Source organism: Halpernia sp. GG3 (genome assembly GCF_052976925.2).
Genome location: NZ_JBRIIR020000009.1, coordinates 147,899 through 171,724 on the forward strand (window position 1 = coordinate 147,899; position 23,826 = coordinate 171,724).

The window sequence follows — 23,826 nt, forward strand, 5'->3', positions numbered from 1 at the left end:
TTATTCGAAGTAGATTTTTTATTTCCATTGTGGTTTTTTAAAATTGATGGTAACGATAGGGCTTTGTGCAGGTGTGGCATTAGAATTCCTTCCACCCGTAACCGCTGCCCGGCTTTTGATAAAGTTAAATATTAAGAACTAATGTTCAGCTATGTTTTTTCCGCCCGAACCAAAGCCCGTAAAAGCACCGTTGATGATTGCTGCAACGTCAAGCCACACTTGCACAAAACCCAATGTTAGCGGAAGTTATAGTTGTCTAAAGTGGTCTTCATTTAGTATTTTCTTATAAATGTCTTCGTGAATTTTTGGATAGTTGACAATTTTGTTGTCATACCCAATGGATTTGAGAATTAGTACTGAAAGCAAGGTGTACAGCCTTAATGAAACATAATAAATTTCTTTATTAGCATTTTTTGTGTCCTCACCCAAGGCTAAATTAATTCTGCCGTGAAGAAAATCATTACGATGTTCAATTGCAATTATGTCTTCATTTGTCAATTGGAATTTAAGTACTTCAAATGGCTTTGTAAGTTTACTTTGATTAGTCAGTTGATTAATATTATCAATTCTGTTTTTTAATATTTGCTGCCCAACTTTTTCGATTTTCTCTGAATATTTATCAATTACACTTTTTAATTCTGTTCTAATTTCTTTTGCTAATTTTTTGTCTTTTATTGGTGCTAACTTCGATTCATTTTTTTTTACAATCAAGTCAGTTAAACCTTCAAGAGCTACCGAAAATCCTGAAGGCATAACCAATAGTGATGACGTTGAGGCTTCAATTATCAAGAGTAGTATTGAAGAAAAATCAACTGAAGTATGTGTCCATTGACATAGTTTAGAAAATTCATTTAAAGTTAGTGTACGAAGAGTTGGGTAAATTCTTTCTGCTAATTTACTTTCTCGAATGTAACCATATGCATTTCCATAAATTGGTGAATACATTGAATTAATCGAATCTCTAAACTCTGTATAGTAAATATGAATAGGTTCTTTTAAATCGGGTTTATCATAAGCAAAAAAGTAACCTTCATCTTGTGGGAATTTTCCTGTTACGTAACCGAATGAAACAAGTGATGAAAAACAATATGCCGAAAATTGGTCAAACGAACATTTGGTTGAAGTGTCGAGAATTAAATAGTTCGCTCCTTTTTCTTTGTCATTATATAAATAAAGGTCAATGTCTAATTCCTTGTAGTTTATACGAAGGCATTCGGAACTTCTGTGTTTTTTTGTTTCGTATGTGAAATGACTTATGTAAAAATGAAAGTCTGTCTTTTTTTTGAGAGGAATGAAAAGACGATAGTGGTAATGTTTTTCTTTATTAAAACCGTTTGTCTGAAAGTTTGAAATACTACCCGTAATTGATGGCGGTGAGATAGAGATAATAAAAACTTTCTCAAAATATAAATTATACTTTTGTGATGTAATATTCAAGTGTTCAATATCTCCAAAGTCAAAATGATGATGACTTTGGTCTTCAAATTTCAGTGAAAATCCTTTGTTGCTGTCTTTTGTAAAATTTGCAAGTATTTTGTCAATTGGACTATTAGGTTTTTCTACTACTACATAATGGTCTTTATGCAACTCACTTAATATCTCTAAAGATTCAAAAATGTTCTTGAGGTTTGGTTGCCTCTGCTTTAGTAGTGTCGTCATAATTTCCGCTAACGTCTGTGTATTTCTGCAGGCGGGATAAAAATACGAAAACTTTCTACTTGCTAAAAACATAATTAATCGCGAAAATCTTCGATGAAAACTTCATACCCGCTTGTAGAAATACCGTGTTATCTGCAGGTGATATTAATTATCGTTTTTGATGTCGAATTTTTTAAGATTTACTATTTCAATAACTTCACATTCAGCGGTTTTAGTTGGACCTTCCATGAAAAACCCTTTTTGCCCAATTTTAATGCGTTGTTTATGGATGTCAAATAATTTTTCATTTAAAATCCACATTTTGGCTTTTCCTATTTGTGGAACTGGAAATGTTTTGTCTAAAATTATATTGTCGTTAGAGTCTAAAAATTCAGGATGAATCATCCACATTTGTGATTCAATGATATTCGCAACTTCGTCTTCAAAATACATATAGTCTGATCGATAACCTTGAAAGGGTTCTCCGGTTCTTCGTCCACCTTCTTTTTTACTGTAAAATTTATATTTCACAATAAAATCACAAGGTCTGTGTCTAATTACCTCATAAGAAATATGTCTTTCCATTTTCATTTTTATTTCGAACAGTGCTTTTTCACTTGCAGATAACGTTTGGGTATTTCTGCAGGCGGGCTAAAAATACGAAAACTTTCTACTTGCTAAAAACTTAATTAATCGTTAAAATCTTCGATGAAAACTTCATACCCGCTTGTAGAAATACCGTGTTATAGGCTGTGTTTTATCTCTTTTTCATCTTTTTCGATATTTCTATTTTCACTTTTCAACGAATTTATTATCAATATGTTAACCAGTAAAATCGCAATATTTAATATAACAAATTCAGTCAGTGTTAATTTCCAAAACCGTACTTCTACTTGTCCACCACTTAATAAAAACCATGTTGTCAAAAAAATATTCAAAAAAATTGCGGGAAGAAATATAAGTGGTCGTTTTGTTAATCCTTTCATTCCAAATTGGATTAGAAAAAAATTTAGTCCTGAAAAAATAAACACGTAAGGCAAGTATAAAAAGGTTCCAAAGAAAACAACTTTCATATTTCCATTTTCTCTTTTGTATAAGGAAATAAATACTAATATTGTCAATATAATACTTAAAAAAACAAAATATTGTAGAAGTTTTTTAAATTTCATATTGTCAATTGTTGGTAGTTTAACATAGCCTATAACGTTCCGCCGCTTCTCGTCAGTTGCGAACTTCGGAACTTTTTATTTTCCGTTAAAGATAAAATTTCTTGCGAAACGTAAACGTGAAATTACCACAAAATTCGCAATCTTGCCAAATGGCTGTTAGCAGCTGGCATTCCTGTCTGTCTACTTGTTTTATGGTTGTAAAAATTCAATATCGCCTTTAATTTCTTTAGTAGTCCAAGTCAATTGTGGTGAAATTATATTGTTACCGATTTTTGTAAGCGTAATACTTTGTAATTTACTGAAACGAAAGTTTTTTGTGATTTTCGTGTTTTGTAGAAAATAGCTTCCTTGATAAAATTCTCCGTGTTTTTTTACCTGTTCTTCAATTTCTTTCAAATTGCTTGTTACTATAAATGTCCTTGAGTCAGCAAACCCAGGTTTACAATTAAGTGTAATCTGTCCTTGTTCATTGATTTCTGCGTCTACAAAAATACTGTCTGAATAGTCTTTGTTAAACCTGTCTGCAATTGCGAAAATGAAAATTCCAACAGCCAAAATAATTGAGGTCAATTTTATTGTCTTAGAAAATTTAAGATTTGTAGTCAAGAAAATAGCTGTCAACGGAATTAAAGTCAAAAATGTAAAGTAAGGAAGAAGCAAAACCCAAAACAAAACATTGTTTTGAAAATTGAATATTAGATATTTTCCTACTTCGCTTGTCAATAAAATAGCATAAGTAAAAGCTGTTAAAAGTGTCAAAAAGTAGCCAATTCTAACTTTTGCAATTATTAAAATTGTCGAGAGTAAAAAGGTCGGATAAAGTAATAGATAAAGTAAAGTTGTGTCACCAACACCCCAAGCAAAAGTCGTAACTGTCATTGAGAAAAAACTCAACAGTCCAACAATACTTGCCAAGATTATTTTCAGCCGTAATTGTCTCAATTTTTTAGTCTGTTCGTTCATTCTTGTGTGGTCTGTTATGCTTGCTGCTAACGGTTGGGTATTTCTGCAGGCGGGCTAAAAATACGAAATCATTATACTTGCTAAAAACTTAATTAACCGCTAAAATCTTCGATGAAAACTTCATACCCGCTTGTAGAAATACTTTGTTATCTGCAGATTTTATATTTCTTTTTTCTTTTTTAATAATTCCATTAATTCCGCTTTTTCGTATGGCATTCTCATTGTCCGGCGATTACTTATAAATCCGTAATCATTCCACATCAATTCTGCGCCATCTTCAATATCTTCAAAGATTGGTAGAAGTTCACCAATTCCAACGAATATCCATTCCATTTCTAAATTGTCAGTATTTGTAAATTTATATTGATTCTCTTTTCCAATTTTTTCAGCCTTATCGAACGCTTCTTCAGGGGAATTCGCTTTTATTAAATGGTGATTTCCCCAAGTTGTAACTCGTCGTAAATCTTTGCTTTCGTCTCTTTGAATTGGTTCACATTTCTCGATAATTTCAACGATAAACCATTTTCGATTTTCATTTAAAATTATTTCTTTTGGTTTCATTTTAATCTTGTTTTAATGCGAGAAACTGGTTTAAATTTGCACATAACGTTTCGCGGCTTTGCGATGGTGCGGCCAAATATAAAAACTCTTTCTATTATAAACTAAACTTCGTAACATCTAAAATCTTTAAACTTGGCGAAAATCCCGCACTATTGCAAAACCGCTGTTATCTGGCGTTTTTTATTTTTGATTATAATACTTTTCAAAAAGTTTGGAATAGATATAATTTAGATTTTTTTTGTCAACTGGTGATTTTTCTATGACCGGAAAATAATTGAAAAAAACAATCGAACTATTGCTTGCGTCATAAATCATAGCGTATGTTGATGTAGTCGATTTAATTGGAACAGGTGTGTACATTCCTAATGTTAGAATTCCAATTCCAATACCTTTTGCCACTTGATTTCCATAATTGTTTTTTCTTCGCGCAAATCCTGAATTAATTATGCAAAGCGCAAATCTTTCATTTTGGCTTTTGACAATAGAATCCATTAAAATGGAAGATTTTACATTTTCAATTTTTTTTGTTTTTCTAATTTCGCTCATTGTTCTTAAAATATCATTTTCTAAACGTAGTTTTAGTTTTGGATTTTCAATTTTAAAGTTTTTGCTAATTTTAGGACTACTTGAATTTCCAATTATTGAATCCAAAACATTTGTTGATACAGTTGATAATGAATCATTTAGTTTCGATTGATTTCCTTTTTGAATTAAACTAATTAGCGAAATTGGCTCAAAATATCCAATATTTTGAACTTCATTTGGTTCAATATTTTTATTTGTTAATAGAGTTGTTGTACAAGAATTTAATAATAAAATTCCAATTAAAAATGCTGATATTTTCTTCATAGCGATAATTTTCTTTAAAATGACAGATAACGTTTGGGTATTTCTGCAAGCGGGAATAAAAATACAAAAAAGATCGGGTAGCAAAAAAAGGAATTTCTGAAATAAACCTCGATTTATAAATTCGACCCGCTTGTAGAAATACCGTGTTACCAGCAGTTTTTTTTATTTCCTGACGTTTTGATTATATAACATTTTACCAATTCCATTTTGAAATATGATGAAAATTAAACCAACTAATACTTTTAATGACGCTGAAAATATTTCAGAATTTATTCCTAAAGTATTTATATCATCTGAAATATTTTGGTTCATGTTTCTAATTTTTAGCAACGAAAATAATTTGTTAATTAGTTCAGGAATTGATTCAAAAAGTAATAGAATACCGATTGCTAAAATTGCAACTTGTAATAAATTTTCAGAATTTAAATTTTCGAAATTTATCCTTTCGTGCAAAAATTCCTTCGGCTTTAATCTTGAAATAATTATGTCGGGATTTATTATAAGAATGTAGAATACTACAATAATTAGTATCGCAACAATTATTAAATAAATCCAAGTTTGCATAATTCCATTTTTACTATCGAATGGGAAAAATATTTCAGAATTTATTAAATAAGTTAACTGTTGAGGGAAAAAATTAAAGATTAAAGTGAAGACTGAATATAATCCAAAAACTCTAAATATTATTCGAAGTAGATTTTTTATTTCCATTGTGGTTTTTTAAAATTGATGGTAACGTTCCGCGGCTTTGCGCAGTGGCGGCAACTTACCGCTTTGTTGTAAAGATATGTAAATTTCCGGCTGAGTATTTTCCGGCTAAGGAAAATAAAACCAGCCATTGCGCAAAACCGCTGTTAGGCGCTGGCAGTTTACAACTTTGATTTTTTTTTGAAATCTATAACTACTTTCCACAATACGATAAATAAATATAAAATGGTAGAATAGAACGTAATAATTATAAAGTTGTAAAAATAATTTTTTAGAATACCATTGCTTATTTTTCTATTCGTCAAAAAACAAGCAACGAAGATTACAAGTGAGATTATTGCCAGTATTAATAGATGGCGATTCCAAATAATGTACTTTTTAATGTAAACTAAATTAAAGTGCTTTTTCTGTTGAAGAGCAGGCGTTGATTTTCCAATATTTATTTCTTCATTAATCTTAATTAGCTCTTCTTTTCTATTGACAATAAAAGAATAAATCACGGTGAATAGCGTAATCGTTATTCCAAGTACAACAAGGAAAAAATTAGTAATATCATTTAAAATATTTGCATCAAAATTACTCATCTCCATTTTTAAGATATGTTTCTAAAACATTTTGAAGTTTAGAAATCACAAATTCTATGTTGTAAATATCGTCCAATTCTTCCTCTTTTACATTAGTGGTCATGTTAAAAATTTGTTCCACTAACTCATCATGGCCAGCCTGTATTTCTTTTTTTAAATCTTGAGTAATTTTATATTCTTTTTTACGAACAATGAGCTTTATTATTCTTTGAGAATAATCTTGTAAAGGACTGCGTATTAATTCTTCAATTTTGTCAAAAGGCATGTTGTTAAAATCATATTCTTCTCTTTTCAAGGTTTTCGCGCTTGTGCAATATTGCTCATATTTCGGGGAAATATTACCTTCATCAAAACTTATTGCATTGAGGTTCATTTTAATTTGCGGAAGAACTTTATGTTCTTTTAGTTCACGTAAAACGGCGGGAAGTTTTATAGATTTTACGGGTTGATTTAGAATCTTAGTTAACACTAATTTTGCTGTACTTACGTTGTCAAAGCTATCTTTTTTAGGGTCATCATATACTAGAATTATCCAAAAAATTGATTGATTTTCAGCACCGATTATTTGCGGATAAAGCATTACATAATTGTTGTCGCTTCCTATTTTATCTTTATTATCAATTTGAACGGTTTCTTTCGATGTAACTAAGCAACCTTCCCAATTCGTATTGTAAGCCGAAATTTTAAGTAGCAAATATGGAATTTCGCCAAAGGCTCTTTCGTGAACTTCAATATTACCAATTTCTCTTTTAATTGTCTTATTTCTCTTGTCTGACGAAACAATTTTATCGTTAGTATTATGTTCAGTAATTAATCTTTTTGAATGATCTATTAATTCTTGATAGTTCATGCTAAATACCCAGTTATCTCTTTCGATTCTCTCGGATGTAAATACTGGAACTTTAATGCAATAATCTTTTACTGTTTTTTTCATCATTAAGATATCTGTTATTTGTAATCTGCGGACTGCTTGCGCCTAACGGTTTGGCGCTTGGCGAAGAAGCGGATTTCGAAGCACTAAACTGTCTGCCAGCAATAAACTTGATACGAAGCACAAACTTCAATTAAGCACTGAACCCGCTTTTTTGCCAAACGCCTGTTAGCAGTGGTATTTCTATTCATAGCTTAATTTTTCGTCCTTCAATTTTACCGCTTTCAGTAAAGTTATCAAATTCCTGTCCTTCAATAATTGACCAACCGAGTTCTTTTATTTTGTTTTCGGTTAGCCGTTCGTTATTGTATTCCGTCAAGTGTAGATTTCCGTATTTGCATAAATGAAACTGAATTTGTTCGTCTTTGTCAAATAAGAAAATATATTCTGCCACACTTGGGTCGCAACGAGTTGTCCAAAAGAGAATTTCAATAAAGTCTGACAAACTGTAAATGTCAATTTGGAATGCTTCACTAAATGTCTTGTCGCCAACAATTTCTTCAAGTGTCTTGTATGCTTTTTTTAATGGCTTGAATTTGTTGTCTCTGTTTCCAAAAAAGTCCATTTTCAAGTGAGAAATTATTATGAAGTCTTTGACGTTTAATGTCTTAAATAACTCGGTTAGCTTTTCTGTTAATGTATCTGTGAAAGTGTCAATGTCTGAATGGTCTAAACCTATAATTTTATTAAAAGTCGAATAGTCAATTTCTTCATTCTTTATGCAGTCAAATTGTTCCCAATACAAATGTTCTTCGTTGTCGTCCTTGTAATATTGCAATATCTCTTCATCGTAAAACGCTTTCTGCATTTTAGTCAGTTCAGAGCCAATAATTCTCTTTGTCTTTACGATTTCCTTTCTTGTTATGAGTGTCGTCATAATATCACAGCTAACTCATATATATGCGAACCCAAAATAATTTCGAATTTGTAATATATTGTTAATTAATTAGTTTTGAAAATCTATTTAAAAAAGCGCAATGCGTTTTATTTTTTTAAAAATATCTTCTACGCAAATATAAATATTTATTTTTTACAGATTATCCAGCGGACTTATTATTTTTCTTAAACTTTGATCACTCACTTTTGTATATAGCAAGGTCGTTTTTATATCGTTGTGACCCAAGAGTTCTTGTATAAATCGAATGTCTGTTCCATTTTCTAAAAGATGTGTCGCAAAGCTATGTCTTAAACTATGTACACCTTGTTTCTTAGTGATATTTGCCTTTACCAAAGATTCACTGAAAAACTGCTGCACACTCCGCGCCGTATATTGACCACCATATTGCCCTTCGAACAAATATTCTTTTGGTCTGTATGATCTAAAATAGCCGCGCAACTGGCCTAAAATGCTTTCAGGTAAATTAACGTAGCGGTCTTTTTTTCCTTTTGCTCTTTCTATCAAAACCCGCATAGAAACGCTATCGATATCATTTATTTTTAAATTGATGATCTCTGAAACACGCAATCCCATTCCATAGATTAATTTTAAAATAGTATTATGTTTTAGATTTTTTGTAACCTCTAGAATTCGTTTAATTTCTTCTGTGTTAAAACCTTTTGGCAATTGCAGACGCTTTTTTGGACGCGGGATTTCCAGTGCTATTTTTTCAAAATGCAACACCTTTTCGTAATAAAACTTAATGGCATTAATCCGGCTGTGGATTGTATTTTCAGTTAATTTTAAAGTGGTGATACAGTGCCAAATGTAATTTTTGATATTATCACTGTTTTGCACAGACGAACCATTTGGCTCAATATGTATAAAAAATTGAGTAAGCTCGCTGCCGTAGGTTCTTATCGTATTCTCACTATATCCCTTTAATTGCAGCGTTGCAATTGTTTTGCGAAGTTCGTCCTGATGAAATTTTGAAATTTTATTTTCAATATTTCGGCTGATTTTAAGATTTTTCTGAATGTTAAATTTTACTCTGTAATATTTTACGTCGGGAACATACCAACATTTTAAAGAATTGCTATACCTTCTTCCAACCCAGCTTTTCACCTCTTGTATTAATTGAAAATTATTTTCAAAATAGATGAAAATCACCGATTTATTTTCATGAACTCCGGCTTTATATGTAAATAATTCTATCATTTAGAGCAGTCTTTAAATGTTAAAAGAGACCAGGATTATCTTATTTAAAAACGGATCGCAAATTTTTTTAGATCATAAAAATTCTCTACCTGTTTAAAAAAAACATTTATACTTTTTAAAGATAAAAAAATTTTTGATACAATATTTAAAAATAATAAGAATTTACACCATTCAAAATAAATAATAAACTACATTTTATTAATATATTTACACATTACGTAATTTTGCCAATTAAATTCATCGGGTTTTTTGCCAAAGTTTTTTTCCTCTAAAAATTTTTAAAAATTGTAATTTTGCCTAAAATAAAGTATTTATGGAATTTTTGGAAGACTATCAGAAAATAGTTGCAAAAGCGATTGAGAAATATACCTTTAAAGATAAACCAGAGGAATTATACGCGCCGATGAACTATATTATTAGTCATGGTGGTAAAAGATTAAGACCGATTATGGTTTTAATGGGAAATGATTTATTTGGCGGTGATCCAGAGAAAGCTATCAAACCAGCTTTAGCCATAGAATTTTTTCATAATTTTACTTTAATCCATGATGATATAATGGATGAAGCGCCATTAAGACGTAATAAACCAACCATTCATACGCTTCACGGTATTAATGTTGGAATTCTTTCGGGTGACGGATTGCTCCTAAAAGCCTATAAATTTTTTGAAGACCTCGAACCAGAATTATACAAAGCTTGCGTTCGAATTTTCACGCATACTGGTTTATTGCTTTGCGAAGGTCAGCAATATGATATTAATTTTGAAAGTGAAAAAAACGTCAGTTTTGATGATTATTTACGAATGATAACTTATAAAACGGGCGTTCTAAGCGCATCTTCTTTCGAAATTGGCGCCGTAATAGCCGGGGCAAATTTCAAAGACGCCAAGCATTTATTTAATTTTGGAAAACATGTCGGAATCGCCTTTCAAATTATGGATGATTATCTTGATGTCTTCGGTGATATGGCGCAATTTGGAAAAAAACATGCCGGCGATATTTATGAAAATAAGAAAACCGTGCTTTACCATTACGCAATGCAAAATGCCACACCTGAAGAGCGTGATGAATTGCAATATTGGTATTCTAAAAAGACTGATAATATTGATAAAATACACGGCGTTGAGAAAATTTTCCGCCGAACTAGAGTAGAAGAGAAAGTCCTCCAACTGATACAAAAACACAATCATATTGCACAAGAATTTTTGCACAAAATAAAAGCTTCTGATGAAAAAAAGAAACCATTTGTCGAGCTTGCTAACTATTTACTTAAAAGAGAAGCTTAAGTTTTTCTTATTTTTTTAATTTCTTCTTTTTAATACTATGAAATTTCGTACTGAAGTTAATCTTCCGCTTTCTACATCTAAAATAAATTTAGATTCTAATATTTTTAGCATCGGTTCTTGTTTTGCGACAGAGATTGCTGCGCTTTTGCAGGAAGGACAGTTGCAAAATTTAAATAATCCTTTTGGGACACTTTTTAACCCGTTTTCTATCAATAATGCTTTAAAAAAAATACATGATGCCGCTTTTTATTCGGAAGAAGATTTAATTAAATTTAATGATAATTATATTTCATTAGATCATAATTCTACCTTTAACTCTCGGTTTTCGCACCAAACATTAGACTTTATAAACCATCAGATTCAGCAAAGTAATGAGTTTTTAAAAGGGACTAACTTTGTAATTATTACACTGGGCACTTCATTTATCTATGAATTTCTACCCAAGAAAAAATTAGTCGCTAATTGCCATAAAATTCCTGCAAAATATTTTGAAAAGAGATATTTGAGCCATTTAGAAATTTGCGATTCTCTATCAGAAAGTATTTCTCTTTTAAAAGATATTTGTCCGGACAACGTTCAAATTCTTTTTAGTATTTCGCCGGTTCGCCATTTAAAAGATGGTATTATCGAAAATCAGTTGAGCAAATCAAAATTATTTACAGCTCTGCACGAGGTAATTTCTTCTGCAGAAAACACCACTTATTTACCTGTTTACGAAATGGTGATGGATGATTTGCGCGATTATCGTTTTTATAAAGAAGATTTAATTCATCCAACGTCGCAAGCAGTTCAGTATATTTGGGAACAATTTGTTGGAGCGTATTTTACTGACGAATGTAAAACTTTTGTAAGCGAAAATTTAAAAATTAAAAAAACTTTAGAACATAAAACCGGCGATGTAAAAAATCCAAAATTTTTAGAGTTTCAAGAAAAATTACAATTAAAAATTGCAGCGCAGCAATCAAAAGTGAATCATAAGATTTTTTAAGGAATGAAAAATTTAGAATTTATAAAAGTTTTAGAATCAGACTTAGAAAAATTACAAAAAATAAGCGTAAAAACTTTCAGCGATACTTTTAGTCCGACTAACTCGAAGGAAAATCTTGATATTTATATTCAAGAAAATATGAGCTTAAAGAATTTAAAAGAAGAATACAAAAATGAAAATTCTAGCTTTTATTTTGCTAAATTAAATAACGAACTTGTCGGTTATATTAAATTGAATTTTAAAACTGCGCAAACAGAAAAGTTTGATGACGCAGCGACGGAAATTCATAGAATTTATGTTTTAAAAGAATTTCAAGGAAAAAAAGTAGGGAGTTTTCTTCTAAAAAATACCATCGAAATTGCAAACGAAAAGATTTCTAATTTCATTTGGCTCGGTGTCTGGGAGAAAAATTACAACGCTATTGGTTTTTACGAGAAACAAGGTTTTATAACTTTTGAAAAACATGATTTTAAACTGGGAAATGATTCTCAAACCGATTTAATAATGAAATTGGTCTTAAATTAAACTTTCTAAAATGATTGACACACACACCCATTTATATTCTGAAGAATTTGATGATGATTTTACTGAGATGTTTAATCGCGCTTTAAGTAAGGGTGTTTCTAAATTTTATCTTCCTGCTATAAATTCTGAAACTCATCGTAAAATGATTAATTTAGAAACTCAATATCCAGGAAAGGTTTTTTCAATGATGGGTTTGCATCCCTGTTATGTAAAACCGGAAACTTGGCAAGAAGAATTAATTATTGTTGATAAATGGTTTGGTTCAAGACAATTTCCCGCAATTGGTGAAATTGGAATTGATCTGTATTGGGATAAAACCACTTTGGACATTCAGGTAAAAGCTTTTGAGCAGCAAATTGATATGGCGATTCTGTACAATATTCCTATTGTCATCCACACAAGAAGTAGTTTTGATGAGACTTTTGAAGTTTTAGAGCGAAAAAAGCATCCGAAATTACGCGGTATTTTTCATTGTTTTTCTGGGGATTTAGAACAAGCGAAGCACGCAATAGATTTAGGCTTTTCTTTAGGAATCGGTGGCGTAGTGACTTTTAAAAATGGGAAAATAGATCAATTTTTAAAGGAAATTCCTTTAGAAAAGATTGTGTTAGAAACCGATTCACCTTATTTAGCGCCCGTGCCTTTTCGTGGCAAACGAAATGAAAGTTCTTACTTGGATTTAGTAGTCGAAAAATTAGTTGGTATTTATGGAAAAGATTTTGACGAAATTGATAAAATAACGACTGAAAACGCAGAGAAAATATTTTCATTATCTAAAAATTAAATAAAAAAAATACTTCCCGAATGAAGTATTTTTATTTTTATTAAGGTGAGTTTTCGCTATGCAGAATTCCGGCTTGCATTTATATTTCCAAATAAAGATCGCATTACCAATTTTTCAAATGCCTCTTTATTTTCTGGATTTTTCTTAATTTTAATTAATGCATATTGCTGAATACTTAAAAGTGGCAATACAATTTTTTCTCTGATTTCAACTGATTTTTTAGAAATTGGCTCTTCTTCCATTAAACTTTCAAAACCTGTTAATTCTAGCATTAAATCTTTAGAAAGTTGATACTCATCAAATAAAATCTGCCAAAAATCACCGTATTTTTCATCTTTTTTCATGTAAGAAGTGAGTGGAAAATAAGATTTACTGAGACTCATCATACTGTTTAGGATCAATGTTTTAAAGAAATCTGAGTTTCTGTAAAGCGTTTTTAATTCCTCGAAATTATTCTCTTTTTTAAATTTTTGCAGCGCGGTTCCCACCCCAAAAAATCCAGGTACATTTTGTTTTAATTGTGACCAACTTCCTACAAAAGGAATGGCACGCAAATCTTCAAATTTTAGCACATCATCGCCGCCTCTTTTACTTGGTCGGCTTCCAATATTTGCTTTTCCATAATATTCTAAAGTGCTCATTTCCTGCAAATATGGTACAAACAAAGGATTTGCTTTTAATGAAGAATATTTTTCAAAGCTTAAAGTTGCTAATTGTTCAAACAGATTTCTCTCATTTAAACTTAGATCTTTTTTAGAATTACTGAAAACATCATTTTCAATTCCTGCCGTTAAAAGTTGTTCAAAATTAAATTTTGCCTGTTCTTTGTTCCCAAAAACACTGGTAATAGTTTGTCCTTGTATGGTGATTTCTATTTTATTATTGGCAATTGTTTTTCCTTGGGAGGCATAGAAATCATGTGTTTTTCCGCCGCCTCGTGCTGGTGGACCACCGCGGCCGTCAAAGAAAATAACCTCGATGCCATATTGTTTTGATATTTTAGTTAATTTTTCTTTGGTAGTAAAAATTTCCCAGTTTGCTTTTAAATAGCCGCCATCTTTGGTACCGTCCGAAAAACCAAGCATAATGGTTTGCTTATTTCCACGGCGTTCCAAATGTCTTTTATAGAAAGGATTTTCATACAATTCCCGCATAACGCTTTCACCATTTCCCAGTCCTTCCATCGTTTCAAAGAGGGGAATAACATCCATTTTTATGGCGTCATCTTCAATCTGGCAAACTTTAAAAAACGCTAAAACATTCATCACATCTTTTACCGCGTCAGAATTAGAAATAATATAACGGTTCATCCCACGTTCACCATTTTTGGCCTGTATTTCTGCGATCTGAGCAATAGATTTTAAAGTATCTTTGATGACGTCATCGTCCCAGTTTTCAAAATTGAGTTGTGGTTTTTTATCAATTAAATAATTAAATTTTTCATTTTCTGTTAAAGTTTCACCATCACTAATATTACATTTTGAAATAATAAAATCAATTGCTTTTTGCAGAATTCTACTGTCTTGTCTTAAATCTAAACCTGCGAAATGCGTCCCAAAAATCCGAACCCGATCTCGGAAATTTTCTAGTAAGTTTTTAAACAATCCATTGTGAAATTTATTTAAAATTTCTTCTGCTTTATTAATTTCGTTAATGATTTCTTCCGAATTAATATCGCATTCTTCTTTAAAAATAGCCTCGTAAAGTTTCTGACTTAATTGTTCCAAAATCTCTGTAACGCCTCTAAAACTCAATTTTCTACGCACATACTTTAAATGGCTATAGTAAGATTTTAGAATTGAAAGATGAAGTTCTTCTGCAACTTTTCTAGTAATTTCTGCAGTCACGAAAGGATTTCCATCACGATCGCCGCCCGGCCAAAATCCCAACTGAAATAAATCTTCGTTCAAGTGAAATCCATCAGTTTTAAAAACTGATTTTATCTTTGTAAAAAGTTCGCCCAAACTATCATAATAAATGTAGCGCAAATAATAAATAATGCTCATTGCTTCATCTAAAGGCGTCGGTTTTTCTTTGTTTACAAAAGGTGTTTTCCCTAATTGTTGCAACAGCAAATCAATATTCGTAATCGAATCTGTGGTGATTTGGATTTTCAAATCGTGCAAGATTCGTTGAACAGAATTAGGGTAAAACTGCGTCGGATGCGCCGTAAAAACGACTTTCACCCCAAATTTATTTAGTTTCTCACGAACTTGTTGTACTGAATTTTGTTCCGTGGATCGGTCGAAAATATTTTGAACCGTTCCAGTATCAGAATCTGAATGCAGTTGCGGAAATGCGGCGTCTTCAATACTGTCAAAAAGTACGACTTGGCGCTCAATATATTGAATGATTTTAAAGAGTAAATCCAGTTTTTCTTCTTCCGTTTCGAGATGCGTATGATTGGTAAAAAAATTTTCTAAAATATCTTCCGGTGTCTTCCCAGCTTTATAACCTTCTTTGCTTTCTTCGTATAAAAAAGGCAACAACATACCGATATTACTCATTTTATCATAAGGCAAACTCATAAAAAGAGAATTATAAATCTGAAATTTATTTTCTACAATTTGTCGGAATTTCTCGGTTCGGTTTGTATTTCGCATCATCAAATTTAATACTATTATTGCTCAAAATTAGCTTCTAAAATTAATTCAAAAAAAATACCTTCCGAGGAAAGTATTTAATTATTATAAATGCAAAATATTATCTGTTACGCGTAAAATTGCTTTTATTATTTGGCTTTTTTGAATGACTGGAACTCGGTTGCGAAGGTCTTTGTCTCGGCGTAAACGCTTTATTGTTAGAATCTCTTTTTTCCGCCACTAAATTATCAGTATGGAAAGGATGATTTTTTTCAACAGGAATTTTCATTCCAATCAATTTCTCAGTATTTTTTAAATTAATTAAATCCAAACCGTCTACGAAACTAATGGAATTTCCTTCTGCGCCTGCTCTTCCGGAACGTCCGATTCTGTGAACGTAAGTTTCCGAAACATCAGAAAGTTCAAAATTAACAACGTATTTTAAATCGTCAATATCTATTCCACGTGCGGCAATATCTGTGGCAACGAGTATTCTCGTTTTTCCATTTTTAAAATTACTCAATGCATTTTGACGGGCATTTTGAGATTTATTTCCGTGAATGGCTTCGGCAGAAATTTTATGACTTTGAAGTTTTCTTGCGATTTTATCAGCGCCATGTTTTGTACGGGAAAATACGAGAACTGAATCTCTAATATCTTCCTGTAAAAGGTGCGTCAACAATTCTAATTTATCATTTTTTTCTACAAAATAAACCGATTGATTGATCGTTTCTGCGGTAGAAGATATTGGCGCAACGTGTACTTTGACAGGATTTGTTAGGATCGATCCTGCCAAAGAATCAATTTCCTGTGGCATCGTGGCAGAGAAAAACAAAGTCTGTCTTTTTTGTGGAATCATTTTAATAATTCTTTTCACATCGTGAACAAAACCCATATCAAGCATTCTATCGGCTTCATCCAAGACAAAAATTTCAATATTTTTTAATGAAATAATACCTTGAGAAATAAAATCTAATAATCTTCCGGGCGTTGCAACTAAAACATCGACACCCCTTCTGAGTGCTTTTTCTTGAGCAGCTTGTTTTACGCCCCCGAAAACCACCAAAGTTCTCACGGGTAAGTTTTTACCATAATCTTCAAAGTTTTCTTCAATTTGAATTGCCAATTCTCTCGTTGGTGTCAAAATCAAAGCTTTGATGTGGTTACTTTTTGGGCCTTGTCTTTCCGTTAGATTTTGTAAAATCGGAATCGCAAAAGCCGCTGTTTTTCCTGTTCCCGTTTGGGCACAACCGAGAAAATCTCTGCCTTCTAAAATTGAAGGAATTGCTTTTTCCTGGATAGGAGTAGGCTTTTCATAGCCTTGCTTTTCAAGCGCATCTAAGATGGGCTTAATAATTTTTAAGTCTGTAAATAACAAATTGTTTGTTTTTTAATTTTAATGTGCGGATGAAGTATTTTACTTCTTCATTTTGAGCAAATCTGCAAGTAGCAGATTGAGTAATCTAAAATTACTTGGCTTTAGAATGCCGCGAAATATTTGGCAAAGATAGGTTATTTGCTTGAATAAAATTTTAAAATAAAAAAAGCGGAAAAAATATAAACCTTTCCGCGTCTAAATTTAATATTTTAAAGAATTTTTATCCATACAATTGTTTCCAAATAGCATCTTTCAATTCTATCAAACATTCCTGCGAAACGGCAGAGAAAAAAATAGGTTGTCTGTTTTCTGGGAATTCTGCGGAAACTTCTTTGCGAAGTTCATCATCTAATAAATCTGCTTTTGAAATAGAAAGAATAAATTCTTTATTCAGTAATTCAGGATTAAATTCTCTTAATTCATTTTCCAGAATTTTAAATAAAAAAAGCTGTTTTCAAGAGAGAAAACAGCCTTTATTTATTATAAAATAACTTAATCTTTAATCACTTTTTTGGTAATAGAACCGTTTTCTGTATCAATTTTTAAAAGATAAACCCCGTTTAAGAATAAAAAAAAGCCAATCTAGTAGATTGACTTTTTGCTTTATTAAATTGTAACTAGTTTCGGTTAAAAAACATTCCAGAATTGGTGAAAATAAATGAAAAGTAAATTTAAACTTTTAACTATTTTCTAACCATGCAATTGTTTCCAGATCGCGTCTTTCAGTTCCATCAAACCTTCCTGCGAAACGGCTGAAAAGAAGATCGGTTGTCTATTTTCAGGGAATTCTGCAGCGACTTCTTTGCGAAGTTCATCATCCAGTAAATCGGCTTTTGAAATGGAAAGTATAAATTCTTTATCCAGTAATTCTGGATTGAATTCCTTTAATTCATTTTCCAAAATTTTGAACTCTTGAAAATGGTCTTCAGAATCAGCCGGAATTAAAAATAATAGAATAGAATTTCGCTCAATATGCCGTAAAAAACGATGTCCTAAACCTTTGCCTTCCGCCGCGCCTTCTATGATTCCTGGGATATCTGCCATCACAAATGATTTGTAATTTCTATATTCCACAATTCCTAAGTTCGGAGTTAAAGTAGTAAATGCGTAATTGGCAATTTTTGGTTTTGCCGCGGATATTGAGGCTAAAAGTGTTGATTTACCAGCATTCGGAAAACCAACTAAACCAACGTCTGCTAAAACTTTAAGTTCAAAAATGACCATACCTTCTTCGCCAGGCATTCCGGGTTGTGCGAAACGTGGTGTTTGGTTGGTAGAAGTTTTGAAAAACTCATTTCCCATTCCCCCTTTTCCCCCTTTGAACAAAATAATTTCCTGATTATTTTCTAAGATTTCTGCAATCACCTCTCCTTCGGCATTTTTAGCAATCGTTCCCAAAGGAACTGTGATATAGATATCTGCACCATCTGCACCTGTTAATTGACTTTTTTGACCGTTTTTTCCGCGACCAGCCGCAACATGTCGGGTATAACGGAGCGGAAGAAGTGTCCATTCATTCTCATTCCCACGCATGATAACGTTTCCACCGCGACCGCCGTTTCCACCGTCAGGTCCGCCTTTCGGAATGTATTTTTCCCGGCGAAGATGCGCAGAACCGCCACCGCCGTGGCCAGATTTACAATTTATTCTAACGTAATCTACGAAATTAGACATGGTATTTTAGTTGTTGTTTGTTGGTTGCTTTTTGTCTGTCTGAGTTGAGATTTAAATTTTAAAACCGAGCAACTATAAACTGACAACTATCAACTACTTTAATTTTTCTACTTCTGTGAATAGTTTTTCAGAGATTTCAGCAATATCACCGACTCCGTTTACTTCCACATATTTTCCTTGTTGTTTGTATGATTCTGCTACTTCAGCAGTTTTTTTATAATATTCTGTAATTCGATTTTTTATGATAAATTCTTCAGAATCATCTTTTCTACCACTTGTTTTACCTCTGATAATCAATCTTTCAACCAGAATTGAGTCTTTTACAACTAAAGATAAACAGATTGAAATTTCAGAATGTAATTCATTTTTTACAATTTCATCTAAAGCCGAAGTCTGAAAAGTAGTTCTTGGATAACCGTCAAAAATAAAACCTTTTGCATCTGTTGGTTTTTTAATTTCCTCAATCAGCATATCCGTTGTCACTTGATCGGGAACTAATTCCCCTTTGTCAATAAAAGACTTTGCTAAAATTCCTAATGGCGTTTCATTTTTCATATTAAATCTGAAAAGGTCGCCAGTAGAAATCTGCTTAAGATTAAATTTCTTTATTAAATTTTCTGCCTGCGTTCCTTTTCCACTTCCGGGAGGGCCGAATAAGACAATGTTTATCATTTTTATTTTTTTGAAAATAAGTTTTTAAAACTAAAAATTAATGGTTTTCATTTATTTTACCATCTTCTAACTGATATAAATCTTTAAGATTTCTGCCAAGTTCATCATAATCCAATCCGTAACCCAAAACGAATTTATTAGGAATTTCTTTACCTATATAATTGATCTTAAAATCTTTATTATAAACCTCAGGTTTTAAAAGAAATGACGCTATTTTAACAGATTTTGGACGTTGCGTCTCCGTGAAATATTGAAATAAACTTTCAACAGTATTTCCAGTATCAACAATGTCTTCTAATATAATAATGTGACGGTCTTTCACATCTTTCGTCAAATCCATTTTTTGATAAACAATTCCTGTCGACTGAGTTCCAACGTAAGAACTCATTTGGATAAATGCAATCTCGCACCTCCCAGGATAATACTTAAGCAAGTCTGAGAAAAACATGATGACACCGTTTAAAACACCAATAAAAATAGGTGTTTCATCTTTATAGTCTTCATAAATTTTTAATGCAGTTTCTTTTACAATGGATTGAATTTCTTCATCTTTCAGATAAGTGATAAAAGTTTTGTCGTGGATTGTAATACGGTCCATAGATTTTAATAAGGTGCAAATTTAAACTTTTAAAAACAATAAATTTGCAGTTGAACTATTAATTACATTTTTAATAAAAAAAACCGGCTTTTAAAACCGGTAATTTATTTTATAATTTAGATGATATTAGACTGAAATATCCTTTCCACCTTGGGAATCCATGTCATTGTCCATCCCTTCATGCCCTACAGAGTAACTTCTTTCATCAGTGAAATAAAGATTATTTTTTGCTTTATTTATAATTCTCGCTTGCTCCGCTTCGTCAACTTTATATTTTGATTCACCTAGTGAAGTTTGATTAGCAACGTAATTCTTTGTCTCATTATTAACGTTGATAGCGCCTTCGTTGTTAAGAATATTTTTTGCCTTTTCAGCATTTTCCATTGTGTCTGCGAAAACAGTGACCACATTATTTTTTGTCGCTGCATAGCTGTATTTTTTCTTAGAATGCTCCTCATCGCCGAAAAGCCAGTTCCAGAATCCAGTTGTTTTTTCTTCCTCATGAAAGTGAAAATGGGGATGATCGTCCGCTGAATAATCATTTTCTTCGGTCACACCTTTTCGTGCGAATTTAGAAATGTGAAAGTCTTCTGAAGTAAAACCAGCGTCACTTAATTTATCTGTTGCGTTCTCAGCCTGATCGTGTTTTGGAAACATTCCAACAATGGTGTAAGACATACTTTTTTATTTAATGTTAATAATTATTGATTCCTTCTAAAGAAATAAACAATAATCGTGACAAAGCATCTTAAAAAAAGTCATTTAGCAAAATTTTAACTTTAAAACGTTATTTATTTTTTTCCGTGTTGTCAGTTTTACCGTCTTTATTAAGCTCACTAGCTTTCTTGATATCTTCCTTTTTAATGTTTTTATCTTCGCTTTGTGAAGAGCTTTCGGGTATATTTTGAAAATCCTGATTTTTTTTCGAGATTTCCATTTCATTTTTCTTGGTAGGCTCTTTTTTAGTATTCATTTTCTTAAAGTTTTAAAGTTTTAAAGTTTTAAAGTTTTGAAGGATCTAAAGTCCCGGTTTTATCTTCTATTTTATAATTTAAAGCTTTTGCCAGAACAAATATCTGATTTAAATTTTTTAACAATTGTACGCTGCCTTCACTTCTCAATCTGTCTTCATTAACTGTTTTTACAGCATTTTCTTTGGCAGAATTAGTAATTTTTTTAATGTCATTCTCATTGAAACGATTGAAAAAAGAATCATCAAAGGATTGAATTTCTACGCTTGGAGTAATTTTTAAATCTGCGACAGGCAATTCTTCGATAATTAATTTTTTGTTGATACTGTCAACTTTCAATTTCATTTTATTTAAATCGTAAGAAATTTGTGCATTCGTTTTTGTAAAAGTAATAATTTGCTTTTCACTTGCCGGTAAAAATCCACCAGCAACTTGCGACGAAATTTTTGTTTTCTGCATGCTCGAAAAATCCTGTTCCATTACAACCAATTTATTCATTTTCCGAATTTGGTTTGTAATGATATAATAATCATTTTGAACTTTGTCTGCAGCGCGTGAAGTAATTTTTAGCCACACCAAAAAAAGGAGCAACATTGTAATCGCTCCTATTAAAAATGGTAAAAAATATTTTTTGTTTTTAAACATTATTTAAATAAACCTTTTAGTGACGTGTCGTCTTTTTTTAAGATTTCTAGTAAATCTCTTTCCAGCCAACCAGATCTAGGAGATTCAATAATTCTGCCAATTTCTTTCCCATATTTTGAAATGATGAAAGTCGGTACTTTTTGAATATTAAAAGGTCCCTCTTCTCCGTTCGGTGCTTCCTTTTTTCTGTTCACTGCAATAATTGTTAATTTCTGCATTGGATAATTTAAGTCTTCCAAAATTTTTATAAATCTTGGGAACTCTCTGTGACTATCTGGGCACCAAGTTCCTAAAAATACAACGATATTATAAGTCCCGATTTTTGCTTTTTTTAATTCTTTCATCGCATCTGCATCGAAAGCATAACCATTATGTTCGTCCTTGTACCAAGAATTGTAAGGTTCTTTTTGAAACTGGTTTAAAGTCTGTGTTCCCAACAGCATTTTTCCATCATTTTTAGAATCAACTTCACGGTTCACTACTACTTTTTTTACGCTACAAGATTGTAAAACTAAAAAAAGCAAACCACCGAAAATTAGTGCTTTATTTATATTTTTCATAATTTATTTATTTAAAATTGATTTCAAATTTGCCGGTGAATAATATTTATTTTTTAAAACTTTATTATCAGAAGTGCGATGGACATTTATTTTATCGCCAGATTTTTCTGCAAAAGCTTCTTCACCTTTTTGTCTGTAATGCTCAATTGTATCTTGTGCTTCTTGTTGATTTGCACAAGCTTTAGACATATTAGAACGTTGCACTTCATTAAACAATTCTACAAATTTATCACCCATTCCGAATTCCAAAACTGCGCCAGAAAGAACATATTGCAGATCGCATAATGCATCGGAGACTTCTACCAGATCATTTTGCGCAATGGCTTCTGTTAATTCATTTAATTCTTCTTGAAGTAAAGAAATTCGCAATTCACAACGTTCTTTTGAAGGAATTTGTGGCGTATCTAAAATTGGGGCATTAAAGGTTTTATGAAATTCTGCGACTTGGTTCAGTGCATCTATTTTGTCCATCTAAAATTATTTTTTTTCAAATTTAATTAAATAAATCTGAACGTTTAGTTGAATTCAACATCATTTAAATTTAAAAAATTATGTATAAAAATTGTGAATTGGTTGGCGTTTCATAAATTATATTAAATAAATAATATTTTAATAATTTTTTGGCGTAAATGTTGTAATAATGTTTTAATAAAGAGACTTATAATAAAAAACCAATAATATAAAATTTATTTATTAACTTCTAAATTTTAAAGATGAAAAAATTTTTCCACAATCAAGAATTCGAGTTAGATGAGATTCTCTTTGCGCACCGCAATCAAAATTATGGGGCTTATGTTTTACGGCACGAAGCTGACAAAATTCTTACAAAATCGATGTTTGCAGGTGTATTTTTATTTGCCGCATTTGCCGCAACGCCTTTTATTTTAAATAGTCTTAAAACTGTCAATGTGACGCCTCCAAATAATGAGCACATTCATCAAATTACGGAAATTATTGACCCAGTAATTGCACCTCCGGTTGTTCACGTTCCGCCTATTGCGCCACAAGTAGCAACAATCAAATATAATATTCCCACACCGACAAGAAATCCGCCAGTACAAACTCCTGCAACCTCTGTTATTGACATTCAAAAAACAGCAATAGGTCCTGAAACAATTTCCGGAACTCCACCAACAATGAGCGTTTCTCCGCCCGAAAATGTAATTCCACCAACTGCTCCTGGTTTATCTTTACCAAAAGCGATTGACAATTCTCCGCACAAACATGTTGATGTTGAAGCGCAATTTTCAAAGGGAATTGAAGGTTTTAGAACCGGAATGATTCAAAATTTTGATGCGACAAATTTTGATGGTATTGAAAGTGTGATGAGAACGACAATTACTTTTATCGTAGAGAAAGATGGTACAATTTCAGATATTAACGCAAATGGCGGAACAAAAGAATTTAACCAGCAGGCAATTAAAACTTTAAAATCAATACGGGGTAAATGGACACCTGCAAAAATTAATGGGCAAGTCGTGAGAAGTTATTTTACTTTTCCAATTTCAATGAAATTTGAGTAGAGTGTACTTAATTTTAGTATGTTTTTATCCACAAAGAATATTTTTTGTGGATAATTTTTTTTTACTTAACGTTATAATTTACAATACTTTAACTATTTTTAGGATTTTAACATCATTTTCAGATTTAAAAAAATTGTATTTTT

General features: G+C 31.5%; 26 protein-coding genes and 1 pseudogene. 5 read left to right on the top strand and 22 right to left on the bottom strand.

Annotation, left to right across the window (positions count from 1 at the left end; genetic code table 11):
• Positions 1 to 246: 246 nt before the first annotated feature.
• From ACVBED_RS04170 to ACVBED_RS04215, 10 genes are all read right to left on the bottom strand, one after another.
• Positions 247 to 1,659, bottom strand: a complete 1,413-nt coding sequence (locus ACVBED_RS04170; protein WP_447119723.1) for a hypothetical protein — start codon at positions 1,657 to 1,659, stop codon at positions 247 to 249.
• Positions 1,660 to 1,803: 144 nt separating this feature from the next.
• Positions 1,804 to 2,223: a hypothetical protein gene (locus ACVBED_RS04175; protein WP_447119724.1), complete on the bottom strand. Its 420-nt coding sequence runs from the start codon at positions 2,221 to 2,223 to the stop codon at positions 1,804 to 1,806.
• Positions 2,224 to 2,381: 158 nt separating this feature from the next.
• Positions 2,382 to 2,807: a hypothetical protein gene (locus tag ACVBED_RS04180; RefSeq protein ID WP_447119725.1), complete on the bottom strand. Its 426-nt coding sequence runs from the start codon at positions 2,805 to 2,807 to the stop codon at positions 2,382 to 2,384.
• Between the two features lie 189 nt (positions 2,808 to 2,996).
• Positions 2,997 to 3,770: a hypothetical protein gene (locus tag ACVBED_RS04185; RefSeq protein ID WP_447119726.1), complete on the bottom strand. Its 774-nt coding sequence runs from the start codon at positions 3,768 to 3,770 to the stop codon at positions 2,997 to 2,999.
• Positions 3,771 to 3,929: 159 nt separating this feature from the next.
• Entirely contained in the window at positions 3,930 to 4,331 is a 402-nt protein-coding gene (locus tag ACVBED_RS04190) for a DUF4288 domain-containing protein (RefSeq protein ID WP_447119727.1), read from the bottom strand.
• Between the two features lie 180 nt (positions 4,332 to 4,511).
• Positions 4,512 to 5,180 (bottom strand): hypothetical protein, encoded by a 669-nt coding sequence (locus ACVBED_RS04195; protein WP_447119728.1) that lies wholly within the window; start codon positions 5,178 to 5,180, stop codon positions 4,512 to 4,514.
• Positions 5,181 to 5,342: 162 nt separating this feature from the next.
• Entirely contained in the window at positions 5,343 to 5,744 is a 402-nt protein-coding gene (locus tag ACVBED_RS04200; RefSeq protein ID WP_447119722.1) for a hypothetical protein, read from the bottom strand.
• Between the two features lie 720 nt (positions 5,745 to 6,464).
• Positions 6,465 to 7,409 (bottom strand): hypothetical protein, encoded by a 945-nt coding sequence (locus ACVBED_RS04205; protein ID WP_447119730.1) that lies wholly within the window; start codon positions 7,407 to 7,409, stop codon positions 6,465 to 6,467.
• A gap of 181 nt (positions 7,410 to 7,590) precedes the next feature.
• Positions 7,591 to 8,280 (bottom strand): hypothetical protein, encoded by a 690-nt coding sequence (locus ACVBED_RS04210; RefSeq protein ID WP_447119731.1) that lies wholly within the window; start codon positions 8,278 to 8,280, stop codon positions 7,591 to 7,593.
• Between the two features lie 153 nt (positions 8,281 to 8,433).
• Positions 8,434 to 9,498, bottom strand: coding sequence for a tyrosine-type recombinase/integrase (locus ACVBED_RS04215; RefSeq protein ID WP_447119732.1), 1,065 nt, complete (start codon positions 9,496 to 9,498; stop codon positions 8,434 to 8,436).
• A gap of 313 nt (positions 9,499 to 9,811) precedes the next feature.
• Between ACVBED_RS04215 and ACVBED_RS04220 the strand changes: the two genes are divergently transcribed.
• From ACVBED_RS04220 to ACVBED_RS04235, 4 genes are read left to right on the top strand one after another with little or no spacing between them, the layout of a single operon-like run.
• A complete protein-coding gene (locus ACVBED_RS04220) occupies positions 9,812 to 10,783 on the top strand; it encodes a polyprenyl synthetase family protein (RefSeq protein ID WP_447119733.1) in 972 nt (323 codons plus the stop codon).
• A gap of 37 nt (positions 10,784 to 10,820) precedes the next feature.
• Positions 10,821 to 11,771 carry a GSCFA domain-containing protein gene (locus ACVBED_RS04225; RefSeq protein WP_447119734.1) on the top strand — a complete coding sequence of 317 codons (951 nt, stop codon included), beginning with the start codon at positions 10,821 to 10,823 and terminating at the stop codon, positions 11,769 to 11,771.
• Positions 11,772 to 11,774: 3 nt separating this feature from the next.
• Positions 11,775 to 12,296 (top strand): GNAT family N-acetyltransferase, encoded by a 522-nt coding sequence (locus ACVBED_RS04230; RefSeq protein ID WP_447119735.1) that lies wholly within the window; start codon positions 11,775 to 11,777, stop codon positions 12,294 to 12,296.
• A gap of 10 nt (positions 12,297 to 12,306) precedes the next feature.
• Positions 12,307 to 13,080, top strand: coding sequence for a TatD family hydrolase (locus ACVBED_RS04235; protein WP_447119736.1), 774 nt, complete (start codon positions 12,307 to 12,309; stop codon positions 13,078 to 13,080).
• 56 nt (positions 13,081 to 13,136) lie between these two features.
• Here the strand turns inward: ACVBED_RS04235 and ACVBED_RS04240 are convergent, their stop codons facing one another.
• The 12 genes and pseudogenes from ACVBED_RS04240 to ACVBED_RS04295 form a co-directional block, all read right to left on the bottom strand.
• The gene (locus ACVBED_RS04240) at positions 13,137 to 15,683 is read right to left on the bottom strand and encodes a phosphoenolpyruvate carboxylase (protein WP_447119770.1); all 2,547 of its coding nucleotides are present in this window, start codon (positions 15,681 to 15,683) and stop codon (positions 13,137 to 13,139) included.
• A gap of 100 nt (positions 15,684 to 15,783) precedes the next feature.
• Positions 15,784 to 17,040, bottom strand: a complete 1,257-nt coding sequence (locus ACVBED_RS04245) for a DEAD/DEAH box helicase (protein ID WP_447119737.1) — start codon at positions 17,038 to 17,040, stop codon at positions 15,784 to 15,786.
• 220 nt (positions 17,041 to 17,260) lie between these two features.
• Positions 17,261 to 17,479 (bottom strand): annotated as a pseudogene (locus tag ACVBED_RS04250) (GTPase ObgE); the annotation flags it as partial.
• 53 nt (positions 17,480 to 17,532) lie between these two features.
• Positions 17,533 to 17,622 (bottom strand): T9SS type A sorting domain-containing protein, encoded by a 90-nt coding sequence (locus ACVBED_RS04255; RefSeq protein ID WP_447119771.1) that lies wholly within the window; start codon positions 17,620 to 17,622, stop codon positions 17,533 to 17,535.
• A gap of 108 nt (positions 17,623 to 17,730) precedes the next feature.
• Positions 17,731 to 18,714 (bottom strand): GTPase ObgE, encoded by a 984-nt coding sequence (obgE, locus tag ACVBED_RS04260; RefSeq protein WP_447119738.1) that lies wholly within the window; start codon positions 18,712 to 18,714, stop codon positions 17,731 to 17,733.
• A gap of 93 nt (positions 18,715 to 18,807) precedes the next feature.
• Positions 18,808 to 19,386 carry an adenylate kinase gene (locus ACVBED_RS04265; protein ID WP_447119739.1) on the bottom strand — a complete coding sequence of 193 codons (579 nt, stop codon included), beginning with the start codon at positions 19,384 to 19,386 and terminating at the stop codon, positions 18,808 to 18,810.
• Positions 19,387 to 19,423: 37 nt separating this feature from the next.
• Positions 19,424 to 19,984, bottom strand: a complete 561-nt coding sequence (hpt, locus tag ACVBED_RS04270) for a hypoxanthine phosphoribosyltransferase (RefSeq protein WP_447119740.1) — start codon at positions 19,982 to 19,984, stop codon at positions 19,424 to 19,426.
• A 126-nt stretch (positions 19,985 to 20,110) separates the two neighbouring features.
• Entirely contained in the window at positions 20,111 to 20,662 is a 552-nt protein-coding gene (locus tag ACVBED_RS04275) for a hypothetical protein (RefSeq protein WP_447119741.1), read from the bottom strand.
• 109 nt (positions 20,663 to 20,771) lie between these two features.
• Entirely contained in the window at positions 20,772 to 20,957 is a 186-nt protein-coding gene (locus ACVBED_RS04280) for a hypothetical protein (protein WP_447119742.1), read from the bottom strand.
• A gap of 28 nt (positions 20,958 to 20,985) precedes the next feature.
• Positions 20,986 to 21,600 carry a DUF4230 domain-containing protein gene (locus tag ACVBED_RS04285; protein WP_447119743.1) on the bottom strand — a complete coding sequence of 205 codons (615 nt, stop codon included), beginning with the start codon at positions 21,598 to 21,600 and terminating at the stop codon, positions 20,986 to 20,988.
• Entirely contained in the window at positions 21,600 to 22,160 is a 561-nt protein-coding gene (locus ACVBED_RS04290) for a TlpA family protein disulfide reductase (protein WP_447119744.1), read from the bottom strand. Before ACVBED_RS04290 ends, ACVBED_RS04285 begins: the two co-directional genes overlap by 1 nt.
• 3 nt (positions 22,161 to 22,163) lie before the next feature.
• Positions 22,164 to 22,631 (bottom strand): pyrophosphohydrolase domain-containing protein, encoded by a 468-nt coding sequence (locus tag ACVBED_RS04295; RefSeq protein WP_447119745.1) that lies wholly within the window; start codon positions 22,629 to 22,631, stop codon positions 22,164 to 22,166.
• Between the two features lie 242 nt (positions 22,632 to 22,873).
• Here ACVBED_RS04295 and ACVBED_RS04300 point away from each other — a divergent pair, with 242 nt between their 5' ends.
• Positions 22,874 to 23,683 carry an energy transducer TonB gene (locus tag ACVBED_RS04300; protein ID WP_447119746.1) on the top strand — a complete coding sequence of 270 codons (810 nt, stop codon included), beginning with the start codon at positions 22,874 to 22,876 and terminating at the stop codon, positions 23,681 to 23,683.
• Positions 23,684 to 23,826 lie beyond the last annotated feature (143 nt).

Coding starts and splice junctions, on each gene's coding strand:
- ACVBED_RS04300 (WP_447119746.1), top strand. CDS start 22,874: ATGAAAAAATTTTTCCACAATCAAGAATTCGAGTTAGATGAGATTCTC.
- ACVBED_RS04265 (WP_447119739.1), bottom strand. CDS start 19,386: ATGATAAACATTGTCTTATTCGGCCCTCCCGGAAGTGGAAAAGGAACG.
- ACVBED_RS04230 (WP_447119735.1), top strand. CDS start 11,775: ATGAAAAATTTAGAATTTATAAAAGTTTTAGAATCAGACTTAGAAAAA.
- ACVBED_RS04290 (WP_447119744.1), bottom strand. CDS start 22,160: ATGAAAAATATAAATAAAGCACTAATTTTCGGTGGTTTGCTTTTTTTA.
- ACVBED_RS04210 (WP_447119731.1), bottom strand. CDS start 8,280: ATGACGACACTCATAACAAGAAAGGAAATCGTAAAGACAAAGAGAATT.
- ACVBED_RS04215 (WP_447119732.1), bottom strand. CDS start 9,498: ATGATAGAATTATTTACATATAAAGCCGGAGTTCATGAAAATAAATCG.
- ACVBED_RS04275 (WP_447119741.1), bottom strand. CDS start 20,662: ATGTCTTACACCATTGTTGGAATGTTTCCAAAACACGATCAGGCTGAG.
- ACVBED_RS04170 (WP_447119723.1), bottom strand. CDS start 1,659: ATGACGACACTACTAAAGCAGAGGCAACCAAACCTCAAGAACATTTTT.
- ACVBED_RS04195 (WP_447119728.1), bottom strand. CDS start 5,180: ATGAAGAAAATATCAGCATTTTTAATTGGAATTTTATTATTAAATTCT.
- ACVBED_RS04295 (WP_447119745.1), bottom strand. CDS start 22,631: ATGGACAAAATAGATGCACTGAACCAAGTCGCAGAATTTCATAAAACC.
- ACVBED_RS04280 (WP_447119742.1), bottom strand. CDS start 20,957: ATGAATACTAAAAAAGAGCCTACCAAGAAAAATGAAATGGAAATCTCG.
- ACVBED_RS04185 (WP_447119726.1), bottom strand. CDS start 3,770: ATGAACGAACAGACTAAAAAATTGAGACAATTACGGCTGAAAATAATC.
- ACVBED_RS04225 (WP_447119734.1), top strand. CDS start 10,821: ATGAAATTTCGTACTGAAGTTAATCTTCCGCTTTCTACATCTAAAATA.
- ACVBED_RS04180 (WP_447119725.1), bottom strand. CDS start 2,807: ATGAAATTTAAAAAACTTCTACAATATTTTGTTTTTTTAAGTATTATA.
- obgE (WP_447119738.1), bottom strand. CDS start 18,714: ATGTCTAATTTCGTAGATTACGTTAGAATAAATTGTAAATCTGGCCAC.
- hpt (WP_447119740.1), bottom strand. CDS start 19,984: ATGGACCGTATTACAATCCACGACAAAACTTTTATCACTTATCTGAAA.
- ACVBED_RS04175 (WP_447119724.1), bottom strand. CDS start 2,223: ATGGAAAGACATATTTCTTATGAGGTAATTAGACACAGACCTTGTGAT.
- ACVBED_RS04200 (WP_447119722.1), bottom strand. CDS start 5,744: ATGCAAACTTGGATTTATTTAATAATTGTTGCGATACTAATTATTGTA.
- ACVBED_RS04285 (WP_447119743.1), bottom strand. CDS start 21,600: ATGTTTAAAAACAAAAAATATTTTTTACCATTTTTAATAGGAGCGATT.
- ACVBED_RS04220 (WP_447119733.1), top strand. CDS start 9,812: ATGGAATTTTTGGAAGACTATCAGAAAATAGTTGCAAAAGCGATTGAG.
- ACVBED_RS04240 (WP_447119770.1), bottom strand. CDS start 15,683: ATGCGAAATACAAACCGAACCGAGAAATTCCGACAAATTGTAGAAAAT.
- ACVBED_RS04235 (WP_447119736.1), top strand. CDS start 12,307: ATGATTGACACACACACCCATTTATATTCTGAAGAATTTGATGATGAT.
- ACVBED_RS04205 (WP_447119730.1), bottom strand. CDS start 7,409: ATGATGAAAAAAACAGTAAAAGATTATTGCATTAAAGTTCCAGTATTT.
- ACVBED_RS04190 (WP_447119727.1), bottom strand. CDS start 4,331: ATGAAACCAAAAGAAATAATTTTAAATGAAAATCGAAAATGGTTTATC.